Source organism: Pseudonocardia sp. ICBG1293, from assembly GCF_020131355.1.
Classification (GTDB): domain Bacteria; phylum Actinomycetota; class Actinomycetes; order Mycobacteriales; family Pseudonocardiaceae; genus Pseudonocardia.
The window spans coordinates 147,112-164,938 of sequence record NZ_JAHLEL010000008.1; the positions used below are offsets into that span (position 1 = coordinate 147,112).

The window sequence follows — 17,827 nt, forward strand, 5'->3', positions numbered from 1 at the left end:
GCTAGCGTCACGGTGTGCACAACGGCTACGGGCTCGGCCGCGACGTCGGTCTGCTGGAGGTGCTGGCCTCCGACGGGGCCGTGCGCACCGGCGGGCTGGGGGTCGCCGCCGTCGCCCGGCTGACCGGGCGGGAGAAGAGCCAGGTCTCGCGCGCGCTGCGGGCACTCGCCGACGCCGGGCTGGTCGAGCGGGACGCGGACACGCTCGTCTACCGGCTGGGGTGGCGGCTGTTCGCGCTGGCCGCGCGGGGTACCGACAGCCGGCTGACCGCCGTCGCGGAGCCGGTGCTGCACCGGCTGGCCGCCGAGACCGAGGAGACCGTGCACCTGTGCGTGCTGCGCGACGACGCGCTGCTGACCGCGCGGACGGTGTCCGGGCACTCGTTCCGGACGACCGGCTGGGAGGGCAGGCGCGCGCCGCTGGCGTGCACCTCGGCCGGCCGGGTGCTGCTGTCCGACGCGACGCCCGACGAGCTGTTCGTACGTTTCGGCGCCGTCGAGGACCTGGTCCCGGACTACCCGCACTCGCGGGTGCGGACGGTCCCGCAGCTGTGGCGCGCCGTCCGGGAGGCCGCCGAGCGCGGATGGGCGGAGTCGCACGAGGAGTTCGAGCCGGGGGTGTCGGGGGTGTCGGCCGCCGTGCGCGACTTCCGCGGGCGGGTCGTCGCGTCGCTCAACGTCTCCGCACCCACCGCCCGGCTGGACGGCCGGTTCGACGCGACGGGCCGGGCGACGGCGGCCGCCGCGGCGGCGGTGTCGGCGGAGCTGGGGTGGACGCCGGGGCGTCCCTCGCCGTGATCACCGGTCGTGGAGCGGGCGGCCCGCCTCGCGGAGCTGCGCTCCACGACCGGCGATCACGGACGTGGGGTGATCAGTCCTCGGCCTCGGTGCCCGACAGCGGGCGCCCCTCGGTGAGGTGCGGGACGAGCCGGTTCTCGTACATCGTCAGCGCCGACCCGATGGCCATGTGCATGTCGAGGTACTTGTAGGTCCCGAGCCGCCCGCCGAACAGGACGTTGCGGTTGGCGGTCTCCTTGCGGGCCAGCTCGCGGTAGCGCTCCAGCTTCGCGCGGTCGTCGGGGGTGTTGATCGGGTAGTACGGCTCGTCCCCGGACTCGGCGAAGCGCGAGTACTCGCGCACGATCACCGTCCGGTCCTTCGGGTAGTCCCGCTCGGGGTGCATGTGCCGGAACTCGAGGATCCGGGTGAAGGGGACGTCGGCGTCGTTGTAGTTGATCACCGAGGTGCCCTGGAAGTCGCCGGTCGGCTCGACCGACATCTCGAAGTCCAGGGTGCGCCAGCCGAGCTCGCCCTCGGCGTGGTCGAAGTAGCGGTCCAGCGGGCCGGTGTAGACGACCGGGACCTCGGGCGGCAGCTGGTCGCGGACCGCGAAGAAGTCCGTGTCCAGCACGACGTCGATGTTGTCGTGCGCCGCCATCCGCTCCAGCCACGCGGTGTAGCCGTCGGTCGGCAGCCCCTCGTGGGTGTCGTTGAAGTAGCGGTTGTCGTAGGTGTAGCGGACCGGGAGCCGGGTGATGATCGAGGCGTCCAGCTCGGTGGGGTCGGTCTGCCACTGCTTGGCGGTGTAGCCCTTGACGAAGGCCTCGTAGAGCGGGCGTCCGACCAGCGAGATCGCCTTCTCCTCGAGGTTCGCGGCCTGCCCGGTCTCGACCTCCGCGGACTGCTCCGCGATCAGGGAGCGCGCCTCGTCGGGGGTGTGCGCCTTCCCGAAGAACTGGTTGATCAGCGCGAGGTTCATCGGGAACGCGTAGACCTGCTCGCCCACCCGGGCGAAGACGCGGTGCTGGTAGTTCGTGAAGCTCGTGAACCGGTTGACGTAGGCCCACACCCGCTCGTTCGAGGTGTGGAACAGGTGCGCGCCGTACCGGTGGATCTCGATGCCGGTCTCCGGCTCGGCCTCGGAGTAGGCGTTGCCGCCGATGTGGTCCCGGCGCTCCAGGACCAGGACGCGCTTGCCGAGGCCGTCGGCGACGCGCTCGGCCACGGTGAGTCCGAAGAACCCGGACCCGACGACGATCAGGTCGTAGCTGCTCAGGTCGTAACCGTTCAGGTCGGCACTGTCGACGCTCACGGCCATCGAGGGTAGGGCAGGCGTGATCCGGGGCACCCGGCGGCTTCGGTACCCTCGCAGGCAGGTCGGAGAAGCGGACGTATCCGGCACCGTCGTGGTCCGAGGAGAAGATGGCGTGAGCTGGCTGTCCGCCGTCCCCCTCGTGCTGCTGGCCGCTGCCTGGGTCACGCTGCCGGGGCTCGTCGTGGGCCTCGCCGCCGGGCTGCGCGGCATCGCCGCCTGGGGCGCCGCCCCGATGCTGTCGGTCGGCGTGATCGCCGGGTCCGCGGTCGGCGCGAGCATGCTGGGGGTGCCCTGGAGCGGGGCCGCCCCGGCCACCGCGGCGGTGGCGTTCGCGCTGCTGGTGGTCGGTGTACGACGGCTGGTGCTCCGCCGCCCGCTGCTGCCGCGGCCCGCCGCGGTGCGGGCCACGGCCGGGCGGTCGGCCCGGGCGCTGCTCCACGGCGGGCCCGACCGGCGCTGGACCGGGCTCGCGGCGCTGACCGGGCTGGTGACCGCCGGGGCGCTGGGGTTCAGCGCGGCCGTCCGCGGGATGGACCGGCCCGACGCCCTGTCCCAGACCTTCGACGCGAACTTCCACTACAACGCCGTCGCCCGGATCCTCGCCACCCACGACGCCTCGTCGCTCACTGTCGGCGGCCTGGTGAACTCCCCCGGCTTCTACCCCGCCGCCTGGCACGCCGTCGTCTCGCTGGTGGCGCCGCTGGCCCCCGGGCCGGGCGGGATCGTCGTCGCGTCGAACGCGGTCGCGCTGGTCGCCACGCTGCTGGTGTGGCCGCTGTCGGTGCTGTTCCTGGTCCGCACCCTCGTCGGGCGCTCGGCCGGTGCGGCGCTGGCCGCGCCGGTGCTCGCGCTGGGGTTCGTCGCGTTCCCGTGGACCCTGGTCACCTACGGCGCCCTGTGGCCGAACCTGCTGGGGGTCTCGCTGGTGCCGGCCGCGCTGGCGGCGACCGCACTCGCCGCGCGCCCGGGGCTCGGGCCGGACCCGGTGTCACCCGCCCGGCCCGGCCCGTACCCGCCGGGCCGGGTGGCGCGCTGGTTCCCGGCCGTCGCCGCCGTGGTCGCGCTCGGGTTCGCGCACCCGAACGCGTTGTTCGGGGCCGTGGTCGTCGCGGTGCCGCCGATCCTGTGGGGGCTCGCCGGCGCGGTCCGCCGCGGGCTGCGCGGCGGCGCGTGGCCGACCGCACGGGTGGCCGTCGCGGTGCCGGTCGTGCTCGCCGCGCTCGGGGGCGTCGGCTGGTTCATGTTCGTCTCCCCCGTCCTCGACGGGATCCGCGGCTACTACTGGGAGCCCGAGGTCTCGGTCGCCGACGCCGTGTGGAACGCGGTCCTGCACGACCCGGACGGCGACGCCCCGGCCTGGTCGGTCGCGGTGCTCGTCGTCGCCGGTGCCGTGTGGGCGCTACGACGCACACGCACGTCCTGGCTGGTCCCGGCGCACCTGCTGGTCTGCGCGCTGTACGTCGTCGGCGCGAGCACGTGGTCCTCGGTGTGGACCGGGGTCTGGTACAACGACGCGCCGCGGATCGCCGCGCTCGTCCCGGTGACCGCGGCCCCGCTGGCCGCGCTCGGCCTGGTCGCCCTGTGCTCGCTGGCCCGCACCGTCACCTGCCTGGTCCGTGACCGCCTCACCCGGGCCGCGCCGGCCGTCGCGGGACTCCCCCGGCCGCGGGCCGCGGTGCTCGTCGCGATCGGGGTGATCGCCGTCGTCGTCACCTCGGGTGGTCTCTACCAGCGCTCGCACATCGACTCGCTCGCCGCGATCTACCAGACGCCGGAGGAGGTGCTGGTCGGCCCGGAGCAGGCACGGTTCCTACGCGAGGCGGGTGACCTGCTGCCCTCGGACGCGGTGGTGGCGCAGAACCCCTGGGCCGGCACCGCGATGCTGTGGCCGCTCACCGAACGTCAGGTGCTGTTCCCGCACCTGACCGGGGTGTGGTCACCGGACCAGCGGATCATCGCCGAGCGGCTGCGCGACGCGTCGAACGACCCGGCGGTGTGTGCGGCCGTCGCCGAGACGGGTACCGGGTACGTGGTCACGGCGCCGCCGACGTTCTGGCAGCCGGACCCGCTGGCCCTGCAGTGGCCCGGCCTCGACGACCTCGCCGACGCCGACGGGTTCGAGCTCCTCGCCCGCGACGGCGACAACGCCCTGTGGCGGATCACCGCCTGTGACGCGGGCCGCGTCGTCGGATCCTGATCACCCGGTCGGGCACGGGACCGGCGGGGCCGTCCGACCGCCGGTAGTCTCCGAGTCCGGCCAGCGCCGGGGGATCGGGTCCGGTGGGTCGTCGACGGCTCCGGGTCCGACCCGGTGCCGGGAGAGGAGCCGCGACCTCGATGGCCGGACCCACCTGGCTGTCCGCGCTGCCCACCGCGCTCGTCGCGGTGTTCTGGGTGGTCGGGCCCGGTCTGCTCGTGCTGCGGGCGTCCGGGGTCCGCGGGGTCACCGCGTGGGGTCTGTCCCCGCTGGTGTCGACCGCGGTCGTCTCGTCCTCGGCCGTGCTCGCGCCGCTCGTCGGGGTGCGCTGGGGGCCGTGGGTGCCGCTGGCCGCGGTGGTCGTGCTCGCGCTGCTCGGCGGGCTGTTCCGGGCCTTCGTCGCCCGCCGCCCGGCCGGCAGCGCGCTGCACCGGGGCTGGCGGACGGCGCTGCGGTCGTGGGCCCCGGGACGGCGGCTGCGGGCCTCGCTGGCCCGCCTCCGCGCCCCGAAGGGACAGTTCGCCAAGCGCCCCGAGCCGATGACGACGGCGATGCCCCAGGTGTGGCGGACCTCCGCCCAGCGGGCGGGCACCGACGGGCGCCGGGCCGGGGCGGCGGCCGCGGCGGGCGTCGTGGTCGCGGCCGGGCTGGCGTGGTGGACGGTGGTGCTGGGATTCGGCCCGGTGGACGGCCTGTCCTCCACCTACGACGGCGTCTTCCACTACAACGCCGTCGCGCACATCCTGCAGTCCGGCGACGCGTCGTCGCTGACGCTGGGGTCGCTGACGAACCCGTCCTCGGCGGTCGCGCTGTACCCGGCGGGCTGGCACGACCTCGTGTCGCTGGTCGCGATGCTGTCCGGCAGCGGGGTGCCGGTCGCCACCAACCTGACCGCCTGGGTCGTGGCCGGGGTGGTGTTCCCGTTGTCCGCGGCGGCGCTGAGCCGCCAGGTCATGGGCCCCTCGTCCGGTGCCGCCCTGGTCGCCCCGGTCCTCGCGACCGGGTTCACCGCGCTGCCGTGGGCGCTCATGTCGTTCGGGGTGCTGTGGCCCAACCTGCTGGGGCTCGCGCTGCTGCCCGGGTACCTGACGCTGCTGCTCGCCGTGGTCGGGGTGGCCGAGCGCAGCGTGATCGGCGCGGGCGGCGCGGCGGCCACCCTGGTCCTGACGTTGCCCGCGCTCGGGCTCGCCCATCCGAACGCGCTGTTCAGTCTCGCCGTGCTCGGCCTGTTCCCGGTGCTCTGGGGGATCGGCGTGCTGGCCCGGCGACGGCTGCTCACCCGCCGGTTCTGGCAGCCGCTGCTGGCCGCGACCGGCGTCGCCGGGATCGTCGCCGCGGTCCTGTGGTTCATGACGGCCTCCCCGCTGACCGCCGGGGTGCGCGGCTTCGACTGGCCCGCGTTCACCGACGTCCCGACCGCGATCGGGCAGGTCGTGCTCAACGCGCCGAACGGCCGGCCGGACCTGGTCGTGCTGTCGGTCCTGGTGCTGGTCGGCGCGGTGGCCGCGCTGCGGCACGTCGCCACGTCGTGGCTGGTGCCCGCGCACGTCGCCTCCGGCGCGCTGTACGTGCTGGCCGCCGCGAGCGACGGCGAGCTGTCCGCCGCGCTCACCGGGGCCTGGTACAACGACTCCTACCGGCTGGCGGCGATGGTGCCCGTCACCGGGTCCGCGCTCGCCGTGATCGGGCTGTGCGCCGTCGCGGCGGGCGTGCGACGGCTGCTGCTGTGGGCCCCGCCCACCGCGACCCTCGCCCGTCGCCGGGTGGTGGCGCCCGCCCTCGCGGCGGCGCTGCTCGCGGTCGTCGTCGCCGCGACCGGCGGGATGTCGATCGCGACCCACGCCGACGTGCTGGCCGGGCCGTACCAGCGGCCGGCCGACGCGATCCTCGAACCGGGCCAGCGCGAGTTCCTCGAGGAGGTCGGCCGGATCGTCGGCCCCGACGACGTCGTCGCCGCGGACCCGTTCACCGGCAACTCCCTGCTCTTCCCGCTGACCGGTCGCCGGGTCCTGTTCCCGCACCTGATCGGCAACTGGACCCCGGAGCAGATCCTGCTGGCCACCCGGTTCCGCGACGTCGGGACCGACCCGACCCTCTGCGCCGCGGCCGGCGACCTGGGCGTCGACTGGCTGCTGACGGGCCCGATCACCTTCTGGCCGAACCACGGCGGCGCCCGCTGGTACCCGGGGCTGCACGACATCGCACCGGTGCCCGGGTTCACGCTCGTCGCGGCGGGCGGCGGCCAGGAGCTGTGGCGGCTGACGGCCTGCACACCGGGCGCGCCGGCCGCTCCCGAGGCCCAGGCGTTCGCCCCGCCCGGTCCGGACGCCGTGCGGCCGTCCCCGTACGGTGGGTGACCCCCCGACGCCCTCGACGGAGCCCACGTGACCGAACTCCCCGAGTACGAACGCTCCCTGCGGATGGTCGAGCGCCGCAGGCTCGCGACCGGCTTCGCGAAGCAGATCGCGATCACCACGGAACCCGCGCTCGACGTGCCGTTCCGTGACGCACGGGTGGTCGATCTCGGCTGCGGCTACGGCTACACCGCGCTCGAGCTCGCGGGCCTGTGCCGCGAGGTCGTCGGCATCGAGCCGAACGCCGCGCTGGCCGCCGAGGCGACCCGGCTGGCCCGCGAGGGGGTGCGGACAACTTCACGTTCCGTGTCCAGGGCATCGGCGACTTCGGGCACGGCGACGACGCGGGCACCTTCGACGTGGCCGTGCTCGACAACGTCCTGGAGCACCTCGACGACCAGCCCGACGCGCTGGAGCGGATCGCCTCCTGCCTGCGTCCCGGAGGGGTCGCCTACATCCTGGTGCCGAACCGGTGGTGGCCGATCGAGGCGCACTACTCGCTGCCGTTCCTGGCGTGGCTGCCGTTGCCGCTGGCGACCCGCTACCTGCGCTGGTCCGGGCGCGGCAGCGACTACACCGACGCCAGCTACGCGCCGAGCTACCTGCGGCTGCGCAGGCTGCTCGCGCGGCGCCCCGAGCTCGACGCCCGGTTCACCGTCCCCGGCGACGTGAGCCTCGCCGAGGGCGGCGGCTCGCGCCTGTACTCGCTCGGGGTCTCGGCGCTGCGCCGCTTCCCCCCGTTGTGGGCGATCTCCAAGGCCTTCCTCGTCGTCGCCGTGAAGAAGCGGGACTGACCGTGGCGCGACGGCTCCTCGCCGCGGCCGACCTGGTCGCCGGCCCGGTCGTCGCCGTGGGGGTCGTCGCCGCGGGGCTGCTGCTCGCCGACCGGATCACGGTCCCGGCCGGGTCGAACGTCGGGCTGGCCCTCACCGCGACCGGCGGCGCACTCGTCGCCGTGGTGCTGGCGGCCGCCGCGTGGAGCAGGTCGCCGCTGGTCGCCGCGCCGCTGGCGTGGGTCGGCCTGGCCGCGCTGCCCGCGCTGCCGCTGACCCTGTTCCTGGTGAACACCCCGCACTACCTGTTCGGGGTCGGCGGGGACCAGCAGTTCCGGGTCGCGTTCCTGACCCGTTTCGCCGACTCGGCCCGGCTCGCCGACTTCGCCTACGCGGACGTGCCGCCGTACTACCCGGCCGCGTGGTTCTGGGTCGGCGGGCGCCTGGCGTCGCTGCTGGGCGTGGAGGCGTGGGCGTTCCACAAGCCGTTCTCGATCGCGACGATGGCGGTCGCCTCCGTGCTGACCTACGCGCTGTGGGCGCTGGTCACGACCCGGGCCCGGGCGGTCGGTGCGGCCGTCGCGACCACGCTCGCCGGGTCGGTGACGCTCGCGGCGTACTCCCCCTACTCGTGGCTGACCGCGGCGCTGGTCGCACCGCTGGCGGTGCTCGGGGTGCGGCTGGTGCGCCGGAGCGGGAGCTGGGTCCGCACGGCGCTGCCGGTCGGTCTGGTGCTCGGGCTGGCCGCCGTCACCCACACCCAGATCCTGGTGTTCGCCGGGTTCGTGCTGGCCGTGCTCGCCGTCGACGGGCTGCTCACCCGCGCCGCCCGGCCCGCGCGGCTCGCGGTGACGGTCCTCGTCGTGCTCGCCGCTGCCCTGCCGCTCACGCTGGTGCACTGGCTGCCGTACCTGCTGGCGTCGGTGGGCGAGCCCACCTACAGCGCCGGGCAGCACTTCCTCGCCGAGGCGGGGTCGCGCTGGCCGCTGCCGATGCTGGAGGCGACCCCGGTCGGCGCGCTGTGCCTGGCGGGCACCGTGTGGGTCGTGGCGCGGTTCCGGACCTCCTCGGTCGCCCGCGGGCTCGGCGTCACCGTGGTCTGCGGCTACGCCTGGTACCTGCTGTCGACGGTCGCGCTCGCCGCGGGCACCACCCTGCTCGCCTTCCGGATCCAGCCGATCCTCACGGCTGCGCTGGCCTGCGGGGCGGTCTGGGCCGCGGCCGAGGTCGGCCGGCGGTGGCGGCCCGCCGTCGCCGCGGCGCGGACACGTCGGTCGCCGGTTCCGGTGGCGGCGGTGACGACGATCCTGGCCGCCGCGGTCGTCGTCGGGCAGGTGCAGTCCGTACCGCAGGACTACGCGTGGACCGGTGCCGCCCAGGACTACCGGCCCGACGGCACCCGTCCCGACGGCAGCCGCGACGAGGCCGACGCCGACGCCTGGCTCGGCGAGCTGCGAACGACGATCGACGGCCTCACCGGTCGTGCGCCCCGCGAGGTCGTCGTGGCCGGGGCGAACCGCACGCTGCTGACCTACACGCCGTACTTCTCGTTCCAGGCGTCCCAGCCGCAGTACGCGAACCCGCTCGCGGACTTCCCCGCCCGCACCGACGAGCTGCGCCGCTGGGCCGGCGCGGCCGGGCCGGAGCAGCTGCTCGGGGCGCTGGACCGCAGCCGGTTCCGCGCCCCGTCGGTGTTCGTCCTGGAACGGGCCGCGGACGGGACCCTGCGGCTGCCGCTGGCGCAGGACCGGTTCCCCGACCCGCGCCAGGGCACCGACCCCGCGGTGTTCGCCCCGCAGCTGTTCGACGACCCGGCCTGGCAGCGCCGCGACGTCGGACCGTACGCGGTACTGGTCCGCGCCGGGGTGCCGCCGGTGCCGTGACGGGCAGGCTCAGACCTCGACGACGGTGACCACGTTGCCGTCCGGGTCGCGCAGCATGAACAGCCGCGGCGCGCCGGGGATGTCGTCGGTCGGCAGCGGCTCCAGGTCGGCGACGCCGAGCTCGGTCAGCCGGCCGTGCTCGGCCGCCAGGTCGGAGGTCTCGACGCCGATGGCACTCCCGCCGGGCTCGTCGTACATCGGGGGGTTCAGCGCGAGCCGCGCGGTCGAGCCGGGCGGGGCGACCTCCAGCCAGCGGTGCTCGCCGTGCTCGCCGAACCGGGTGTCGCCGCGGACCTCGAAACCGAGGACCCGGGTGTAGAAGTCCAGGGCGGCATCCTGGTCGGCGACGGTGAACATGACGACGCCGATGTTGTTCAGGGTCGTGGGGCGCTGCGTGGGGGTGCTCATGCCGACTACGACCGCGGCGGGGGCCGGGACTCATCGGTGCGCGAGAATCGCGCGCATGTCGACCGCGACCGACGACCGCGACACCGCGGGCCCCCCGGACGAGGGGTGGCCCACGGGACGCCGGCGCGACCCGGTCGCCCGCACCCGCCGGTGGGTGGCCGACCGGCCGGTGCTGCTGGCCGCGGCGCTGGCCGCGCTCGCGGTCGGGGTGTGGGCCTGCTGGTCGGTGACCGTCGACGACGCCTACATCACCTACCGCTACAGCGCGAACCTCGCGCACGGCTTCGGGCCGACCTGGAACCCCGGCCAGGACCCGGTGGAGGGCTTCACGAACTTCACCTGGATGGTCTGGCACGCGCCGTGGGTGTGGCTGGGCGTGCCGCTGCCGGTGGTGTCCAAGCTGACCGCCGCCGCGTGCGCGGCGGCGATCGTGTGGGTGCTGGTCACCGAGCCGCGCACCCGGGCCGGCGCGGTGCTCGCGGCCGGGTCGTTCGTGCTGTTCCTGCCGACCTGGGTGCACGTCGACTCCGGGCTGGAGACGGCGCCGTTCGCGCTGGTCGTGCTGCGGGCCGCCGTCCTGGCGGCCCGCCTGCTGCGCGACTGGCACGCCACCGTCCGCTCGTGGGAGATCCCGGCGCTGCTCCTGCTCGCGGGGACGCTGCGCCCGGACGGCGTGCTCGGGGTGCTGCCCGCCCTGGCCGTGCTGCTGTGGGTGCGCCGGGCCGACCGTGCGGTGTGGGCGGCGACCACGGCCGCCGCGGTCGCCGGGGGGCTCTATCTGGCCGGGCGGTGGGCGTACTACGGGCACCTGCTGCCTAACACCTTCTACGTGAAGGTCGGCGTCGAGGCGAGCACCGACGGTCGCTGGATCGAGACGACGGCAGCCTCCCTGCTGCCGCTGCTGGCGTTCGCGGTCGCCGCGCTGCTGCGGTCCCGCACCGCAGCCCCGGCCGCGCTGGTACTGGCGAGCTGCACCGCACTCTGGATCATCCCGGCGTTGTCCGCGCCGGCGATGGACTACCTGTCCCGGTTCGCCTGGCACGGGTTCCCGATGCTCTGCCTGGCCGCGGCCTGGGCCCTGGACGGCGTCGAGGCACGGCGGGTCGCGGCGGCCGCCGCCGCGGTGGGCGTGGCGTGGACGACGGCGGCAGGCGTCCTCGCCCCGGACGCCCGGACGCTGGTCAACTACGGCGACGACCTGCGGCGCGCGCACGTCGCGATCGGGCTCGCGCTCGCCGACACCGACCTGCCCGCCGACCGGCGGACGCTCGCCGTCACCGACGCGGGTGCGATGCCGTACTTCTCGGGCTGGACCACGACCGACTACATCGGTCTCAACGACGAGCGGATCGCGCACGGGGCGAACCCGACCGACGTACTGCTCGCCGACGACCCCCAGGTCGTGGTGGTGACCAGCTCGTCGCCGCAGCCGCCGCCCGGGTCGTGGCGGACCGACCTGCCGCGGGTGCTCGCTGGGCGCGAACTCGTCGGCGTGGCGCACATGCGCCCGGAGTACTTCCAGCTCGTGTTCGCCGAGCCGGACGTCGCCCCGCAGGTCCGCGCAGCGCTGGACCGACGCCTCGCCGAGGGCCGCGCGGTCACCGACGACCGGCTCGACCCCGGCTACTCGCGCTGGCTCGGGCGGATCCTCGGGATCAGCTGACCCGGCCGACCAGGTGCGCGGCCAGCGCCCGTAGCGCGGCGGGGTCACGGCGCAGCGCAGCACCGGGCAGCTGCACGGCCGCGTTGAGCCGCGACGACCCGTGCCACCGGGCCGCCCGGGCGGCCCGCGGCATCCCGCGGTCCTCCATCCGGGCCGCCTCGGCGGCGAAGTAGCGGCGCTCCTCCGCGAACCGGTTGCCGGCCGCCGCGCCGGAACCGGAGTCGCTGGAGCGGTGCCTGCGGTAGCGGAAGCAGACGTGGTCGTCGACGACCATCGTCGCGCCGTCGGCGATCACCGCCACCGGCAGCGCGAGGTCGAACACGTCGGCCGACCCCGGCAGTGCGACCCGCTGCACCGCGTCGGTCCGCCAGCACAGCGACGGGTTGTACAGCCAGTTGCCGCGCAGCAGGCTCACCAGCAGGTCCTCGCCGCCGACCGCGCGCGGGCCGCTCCCGGACGGCGCGAGCAGCGCCTTGACCCGGTCCGCGAGCGGGCGGACGGGGCGGTCGTCGGCGTCGATCACCGCGACACCCGGCTGCACCACGGCGGCGTCGGGCCACCGCTCGTGCAACGCCAGGACGGTGTCGAGGTAGTCGGGCTCCATGAGGTCGTCGGCGCCCATCATCACGAAGAAGGGGCGCTCGACCGCCTCGATGCAGTGCCGGTTGTTCGGCTGCGCACCGAGCCGCCGCGCGTTGCGGCGGTAGCGGACACGGTCGTCGCCGAGCGCGGCGAACCAGGGGCCGATCGTGTCGTCGGGGTAGCCGTCGTCGACGACGGTCAGCCGCCAGTCGGTCCGGCGCTGCTCCTGCACGCTGCGGACCGCGCGGCGCAGCAGCCCGGGGTCGCCGTAGAAGGGCAGCATCACGTCGACCGACACGCACCGACGGTAGCGAGCGGCCGCCTGGCTAGGATCACCCGGCCTCACCGGCCACGACACCAGCCACGACCCGGAGCACGGCGATGGACATCCAGAACCACTACTACGGCCACTCCGCCGTCCTCGCCGCCCATGCCGGTCTGCCGAGGCCCCGGCACATCGCCGGGCTGCTGCAGCACGGCTGGACCGCGGTCAGCCCGGTGGCGGCGCACTTCGCGGACTTCCCCAAGGTCGGCACCGACCCCCGGCAGCGACGGCTGCTGGTCTGGTCGCACGCCTGCCGCGGCTGGTCCCCCGCCCACGAGGACCGCGAGACCACCCCGGTCGGCGCCCCGGTCCTCTACCTGGAGCAGCTGCTGCGCGCGCGGGGCTGGCGGCCGACCGAACGGATCGGGCCGGTGTTCGTCCCGTTCCACGGCACCCGGCTGGTCCGGGTGACCGGCGCACACGCCGACCTCGCCCGGCACATCGCGAAGGTCGACGGCCCGTCGACGGTGTGCCTGCACCACGAGGACATGACCGACCCGGAGATCACCACCGCCTGGCGCGAGGCCGGGCACACCCTGGTCACCGCCGGGCGCCGGGACGACCCGCACTTCCTGCTGCGGATCATGCACCTGGTCGGGAACGCGAGCCGGGTGTCGTCGAACCGGCTCTCGACGGCCGTGCTGTACGCGGCGGCCGTCGGCACCCCGGCCGCGGTGTGGGGCGACCCGCTGACGTTCGGGGCGCAGTCGTCGTCCGCGGTGGACGAGCTGCGCGCGACCTGGCCGGAGTTCCACACGGCCGACCCCGCCGACGGTTCCCGCCCCGAGGACGGCGCCGCGGCCGACGCCGCCGCCACCGCGCTCGCCCGCCGCGAGCTGGGCGCGCAGCACCTGCTCGACCCGGCCGGGCTGCGCCGGGTGCTGGGCTGGGGCCGCACCCCGAGCGTCGGACCGGGCCTGCAGTACTACGCGGCGTCGCCGCTGGCGAAGGCGGCGATGGTGCTCGGGCTGACCCGGCGCTCCGCGGCGAGCACGCAGGCCATGTCGGCGGGCAGTGCGAACCCGCTGCTGTGGCTGCGCCACCCGCTGGCCGCGCTGCCGAAGCCGCTGCCGCGTGGCCTGCCCACCCCGGTCGCGACCGAGGAGCCCCTCGACGCCTGACCGTGACCGCGGGGAGAGGCGTGCCGGACGCGCGGGCCACCCGCACGCCGCGCCCCACTCCCGGTGATCAGGACGGGCGGAAGATCCGGCGGACCAGCACGAGCAGCGCGACGCCCAGCGCCGCGGCCAGCACGAAGCGCACCGTCAGCCACAGGACGCCGTCGGCGGGCAGCAGGACCCCGGCCCCGCACACGACGACCCCGGCGGCGAGCGGCCCGGCCAGCACCGCCTCCCGCCAGCGGGTCGGTGACACCCGGCGGCGCAGCAGCGACGTCCCGGCGGCCAGCGCCAGGTAGATCAGCGGGAACCCGGCGGCGACGGCGGTCAGCGAGCCGGTCCCGGCCAGCAGCACCGCCGCGACCAGCCCGAGCACGAGGCTGACCGGGCTCGCGAGCGCCAGCCCACCGCTGCGCCCGGACGCGAAGACCAGGTGCACGTTCGCCAGGTAGACGACGCTCACCACGGCGCCGAGCGTGGCGACCGCGGCCACCGGCACGAGGTCGGCCGGGGCGAACGAGGCCGGGGCGAGGATCCGCAGCAGGAACGGGGCGAGCAGCGCGACACCGCCGGACAGTGCGGCGGCGACGGCGCCGACGTCGCGGGCCGTGCGTTCCAGGGCAGCGCCGCGGGCCTGCGGCGCGGTCCGGTAGATGACCGGCGCCCAGGCGTTGTTCAGCGCGGAGACGATCATCGCCGGGGCCGAGCCGAGGAGCAGCGCGATCTGCATGCGGCCGCCGTCGGCGACGCCGAAGTACCGGTTCACGATCAGGACCAGCGCGTTCTGCACCAGCAGCAGCGCGACCAGGTGCGGGACGGCGGGCAGCCCGATCCGCAGCGCCCGGGCGAAGTCCCCCCGCGCGGAGTGCGGCCACGACCAGCTCTGCGCGCTGCGGGGCCGGCCGCCGCGCAGCGCGAGCACGAGCCCGGTCACGGCGGCGGCGAGGTAGCCGAGCAGCAGGCCGAACAGGTAGTCGTCGGCGTCGCTCGCCCGCCAGGCGACGAGCGCGAGCCCGGCGAGCGGGCCGCCGAGCGTCGCGACCCCGGACATGACGACGAAGGGCACCGGCCGGTCCTGCACCCGCAGGAACGCCTGGGCGTTGAGCACCACCACGAAACCGGCCGCGGCCAGCCCGGCGAAGACCAGCCCGACCCGCCAGGGCACCGACAGCACCGGCATGCTCCACCACGGGCCGGCCAGCACCGCGGCGACCACGACCACCAGCGAGAGCGCGCTGCCCTGCAGCACCAGGGCGCGCGCGCCGTCGGCGCCGGAGCTCTCCAGGATCCCGTGCCGGGTGATCGACGACGCCAGCCCAAACCCGACGACCATCGCGCCGACCTGCACGAGGATCAGCCCGACCGCGACGACGCCGTACTCGGCGTCGCCCAGCAGCCGGGTCACGAACGGGGTGACGACGACGTTCGCCAGGATCGGCGCGACGCTGCCCAGGGTGTAGAGCGAGCCGCGCCCGAGCACCTCCCGGCTGGCGTCCACGCTCACGCCTCCCTCACACCGAGTGCCCGAGGAACTCCCGGACCAGGGCGGCGACCCGGTCCACGTCGGCGTCGGTCAGGTCCGGGAACAGCGGCAGCGAGATCTGCTGGGCGTAGTACGTCTCGGCGTTCGGGCACAGGCCGCGGCGGTACCCGAGATCGGCGAACACCGGGTGCCAGTAGGCGGGGACGTAGTTGACCTGCACCCCGATGCCGTGGTCGCGCAGGTACTCGAACAGCGCACGCCGGCGGCCGTCGAGCACGCGCAGCGGGTACAGGTGCCACGCCGGGTCGGCGCCGTCGCGGCGCGCCGGGGTCCGGACCTCGGGCACGTCGACGAGCGCGGCGTCGTAGCGGGCGTGGATCTCCGCGCGGCGACGGCGGAACGCGTCCAGGCGCCGCAGCTGCGACGACCCGAGTGCGGCGAGCAGGTCGGGCAGCCGGTAGTTCAGCCCGAACGCGTGCACCTCCTGGTGCCACGGACCCTCGTCGGGGAACCGCTGCGCGTCCTTGTCGCGGACGAGACCGTGGTTGCGGAACGAGCGGGCGCCCGCCACGAGCTCCGCGCGCGGGGACACCACCGCGCCGCCCTCGGCGGTGGTCAGGTTCTTGGTCGGGAAGAAGCTCAGTGTGGTCAGGTCGGCCAGGTCCCCGACCGGGCGGCCGTGCCAGGTGCCGCCCACGGAGTGCGCGGCGTCCTCCAGCAGCAGCGCGCCGGCGTCGTGCGCGACCGCGCGCAGCGGGTCGGCGTCGATCGGGTGGCCCGCGTAGTCGACCCCGGCCACGACGGTGGTGTTCGGGGTGAGCGCGGCCTTCGCCGCGTCCGGGTCCAGGTTGCCCGTGTCCTCGCTGACGTCGGCGAACACCACGTCCGCCCCGAGCAGCGCCGCGGCGCTCGCCGTCGCGACGAAGGTCAGCGGGGCGACCACGACGTCCTGGCCCGGGCCGACCCCGGCCGCCGCGTAGGCGACGTGCAGCGCCGCGGTCCCGCTGGTCACGGCCACCGCGGGGTTCCCGCAGACGGCCGCGAGGTCGTCCTCGAACCGGGTCACGGCGGGGCCGGTGGTCAACCAGTCGGTCCCGAGGACCGCCGTGACCGCCTCGACGTCGGACGACGAGATCGACTGCCGGCCGTAGGGGAGCATCAGTCGAGCGCCTCGACCATCGCGCGCAGCTGCTCGGGCGAGAGCCACAGGTCGTTGGTGTCCGACCGGTAGGCCTGCCCGTCCGGGACCGGCTCGCCGTCGGCGGGCGAGGTGTAGCCCCAGCCGGCGATGTAGGGCTCGACGACGTAGCGGTCGGCCAGCTTGAGGGTCCGCCGCGAGTCGTCGGCGGCGATCATCTCCTCGTGCAGCTTCTCCCCCGGCCGGATCCCGATCTCGTGGGTCGCGGCGCCGGGGGCGATGGCCTCGGCGAGGTCGGTCATCCGCATCGACGGGATCCGCGGCACGTAGAGCTCGCCGCCCTGCATCGCGTCGAAGGAGTCGATGACGAACTGCACCGCGTCCGGCAGGGTGATCCAGAACCGGGTCATCCGCTTGTCGGTGATCGGCAGCGACTGCCCGTCCGCGGCGAGCTTCTTGAACAGCGGCACCACCGAGCCGCGGCTGCCGAGCACGTTGCCGTAGCGGACCACGGCGAACCGGGTCTCGTAGGCGGCGGCGTAGTGGTTCGCGCTCACGAACAGCCGGTCGGCGCACAGCTTGGTGGCGCCGTAGAGGTTGATCGGGCTCGACGCCTTGTCCGTCGACAGCGCGACGACCTTCTTCACCCCGGCGTCGATCGCGGCCTCGACGACGTTCTGCGAGCCCTCGACGTTGGTCCGGATGAACTCGAACGGGTTGTACTCGGCGGTGTCCACCTGCTTGAGCGCCGCGGCGTGCACCACGTAGTCGACGCCGTGCATCGCGCGGCGCAGGCGCGGCTGGTCCCGGACGTCACCGAGGAACCAGCGCAGCCGCGGGTCGTTCTCGAACAGCGAGCGGCACTCGTACTGCTTCAGCTCGTCACGCGAGAGGATCACCAGCCGCCGCGGCTCGTAGCGGTCGAGCAGGGTGCGGACGAAGGCCTTCCCGAAGGACCCCGTCCCGCCCGTGACCAGGACCGACGAGCCCTTGAGTACCGACATCACGCCTCCAGATCTGCGGAATTTCTTCCGCCCGGCATGATGGCACGCGCTCAACCGGACGAATCGAAGCAGGTACGGGTGCGGGTCAACGCGGTCATCCAGGCGCGGACGGGGTCGACGCGGCTCCCGGGCAAGGTGCTCACCGATCTCGGCGGCACACCGGTGCTCGACCGGGTGGTCGCGGCCGCCCGGGCCGCCGAGGGCGTCGACCGCGTGGTCGTCGCGACCTCGACCGCCGCGGGCGACGACGCCGTGGCCGAGCGGGCCGCGGCGCTCGGCGCCCCGGTGGTGCGCGGCTCCGAGGACGACGTGCTCGCCCGCTTCGTCCAGGCCGCCGACGAGCACCCCTGCGACGCCGTGGTGCGCCTGACCGCGGACTGCCCGCTGCTCGACCCGGCGCTGGTGTCGCTGGTCGCCGCGACCTGGCGGGACGCCCCGGACCACGACTACGTCGCGACCACCCTGGTGCGCACCCTGCCCCGTGGCCTCGACGTCGAGCTGGCGCGCACCGGTGCGCTGCGCGAGCTGGCCGGCACCGCGACCGGCTACGACCGGATCCACGTGACGTCGGGCCTCTACGGCGCCCCGGAGCGGTTCCGCTGCCTCGGGCTCGTCGTCGCCCCGGCGGCCGACGACCTGCGCGTCACCCTCGACACCGCCGACGACCTGCACGCCCTGCAGGGCCTGGTGGAGGCACTGGGCGGCCGGAGCGACTGGCGGTCGGTGGTGGCGGTGCTGCGGTCGCGACCCGACCTGGTGGAGCGCAACGCGCACGTCCGCCAGAAGCCCCTCGCCGAGGGCTGAC

At 75.2% G+C, this 17,827-nt stretch carries 14 protein-coding genes; 8 read left to right on the forward strand and 6 right to left on the reverse strand.

The features are described 5' to 3' along the window. Positions 1–14: 14 nt before the first annotated feature. Positions 15–797, forward strand: coding sequence for an IclR family transcriptional regulator (locus KPF47_RS05585; RefSeq protein ID WP_224387467.1), 783 nt, complete (start codon positions 15–17; stop codon positions 795–797). Positions 798–870: 73 nt separating this feature from the next. Here KPF47_RS05585 and glf read toward each other — a convergent pair whose 3' ends face one another. Further along, on the reverse strand, positions 871–2,097 hold the full coding sequence (glf, locus tag KPF47_RS05590) for a UDP-galactopyranose mutase (RefSeq protein WP_224387468.1): 1,227 nt from the start codon (positions 2,095–2,097) through the stop codon (positions 871–873). A gap of 109 nt (positions 2,098–2,206) precedes the next feature. On the opposite strand from glf, the gene KPF47_RS05595 reads away from it, so the two are divergent. The 4 genes from KPF47_RS05595 to KPF47_RS05610 all read left to right on the forward strand — a co-directional run bounded on the left by KPF47_RS05595 (position 2,207) and on the right by KPF47_RS05610 (position 9,301). Then, positions 2,207–4,291, forward strand: a complete 2,085-nt coding sequence (locus tag KPF47_RS05595; protein WP_224387469.1) for a DUF6541 family protein — start codon at positions 2,207–2,209, stop codon at positions 4,289–4,291. Between the two features lie 140 nt (positions 4,292–4,431). Continuing rightward, complete coding sequence (locus KPF47_RS05600; RefSeq protein ID WP_224387470.1) at positions 4,432–6,648, forward strand: DUF6541 family protein; 2,217 nt, start codon at positions 4,432–4,434, stop codon at positions 6,646–6,648. 209 nt (positions 6,649–6,857) lie between these two features. Beyond that, entirely contained in the window at positions 6,858–7,439 is a 582-nt protein-coding gene (locus KPF47_RS05605) for a methyltransferase domain-containing protein (RefSeq protein ID WP_224387471.1), read from the forward strand. Positions 7,440–7,441: 2 nt separating this feature from the next. Further along, complete coding sequence (locus KPF47_RS05610) at positions 7,442–9,301, forward strand: arabinofuranosyltransferase (protein WP_224387472.1); 1,860 nt, start codon at positions 7,442–7,444, stop codon at positions 9,299–9,301. Between the two features lie 9 nt (positions 9,302–9,310). Here the strand turns inward: KPF47_RS05610 and KPF47_RS05615 are convergent, their stop codons facing one another. Next, positions 9,311–9,709 carry a VOC family protein gene (locus tag KPF47_RS05615; protein WP_224387473.1) on the reverse strand — a complete coding sequence of 133 codons (399 nt, stop codon included), beginning with the start codon at positions 9,707–9,709 and terminating at the stop codon, positions 9,311–9,313. A gap of 55 nt (positions 9,710–9,764) precedes the next feature. On the opposite strand from KPF47_RS05615, the gene KPF47_RS05620 reads away from it, so the two are divergent. Then, the gene (locus KPF47_RS05620) at positions 9,765–11,372 is read left to right on the forward strand and encodes a hypothetical protein (RefSeq protein ID WP_224387474.1); all 1,608 of its coding nucleotides are present in this window, start codon (positions 9,765–9,767) and stop codon (positions 11,370–11,372) included. On the opposite strand, the gene KPF47_RS05625 is transcribed toward KPF47_RS05620, so the two are convergent. Further along, positions 11,365–12,252 (reverse strand): glycosyltransferase family A protein, encoded by an 888-nt coding sequence (locus KPF47_RS05625; RefSeq protein ID WP_224387475.1) that lies wholly within the window; start codon positions 12,250–12,252, stop codon positions 11,365–11,367. The two genes, KPF47_RS05620 and KPF47_RS05625, sit on opposite strands and share 8 nt — an antisense overlap. Positions 12,253–12,335: 83 nt before the next feature. Between KPF47_RS05625 and KPF47_RS05630 the strand changes: the two genes are divergently transcribed. Continuing rightward, positions 12,336–13,400: a hypothetical protein gene (locus KPF47_RS05630; protein ID WP_224387476.1), complete on the forward strand. Its 1,065-nt coding sequence runs from the start codon at positions 12,336–12,338 to the stop codon at positions 13,398–13,400. Positions 13,401–13,467: 67 nt separating this feature from the next. Here the strand turns inward: KPF47_RS05630 and KPF47_RS05635 are convergent, their stop codons facing one another. The 3 genes from KPF47_RS05635 to pseB are packed head-to-tail and all read right to left on the reverse strand — an operon-like array spanning position 13,468 to position 17,022. After that, the gene (locus KPF47_RS05635; protein WP_224387477.1) at positions 13,468–14,895 is read right to left on the reverse strand and encodes a lipopolysaccharide biosynthesis protein; all 1,428 of its coding nucleotides are present in this window, start codon (positions 14,893–14,895) and stop codon (positions 13,468–13,470) included. 13 nt (positions 14,896–14,908) lie between these two features. Beyond that, a complete protein-coding gene (locus tag KPF47_RS05640; protein WP_224387478.1) occupies positions 14,909–16,039 on the reverse strand; it encodes a DegT/DnrJ/EryC1/StrS aminotransferase family protein in 1,131 nt (376 codons plus the stop codon). Continuing rightward, positions 16,039–17,022 carry a UDP-N-acetylglucosamine 4,6-dehydratase (inverting) gene (gene pseB / locus KPF47_RS05645; protein WP_062399211.1) on the reverse strand — a complete coding sequence of 328 codons (984 nt, stop codon included), beginning with the start codon at positions 17,020–17,022 and terminating at the stop codon, positions 16,039–16,041. The genes KPF47_RS05640 and pseB overlap by 1 nt, the downstream gene beginning before the upstream one ends. 39 nt (positions 17,023–17,061) lie before the next feature. Here pseB and KPF47_RS05650 point away from each other — a divergent pair, with 39 nt between their 5' ends. Continuing rightward, on the forward strand, positions 17,062–17,826 hold the full coding sequence (locus KPF47_RS05650; protein WP_224387479.1) for a cytidylyltransferase domain-containing protein: 765 nt from the start codon (positions 17,062–17,064) through the stop codon (positions 17,824–17,826). Position 17,827: the final 1 nt, after the last annotated feature.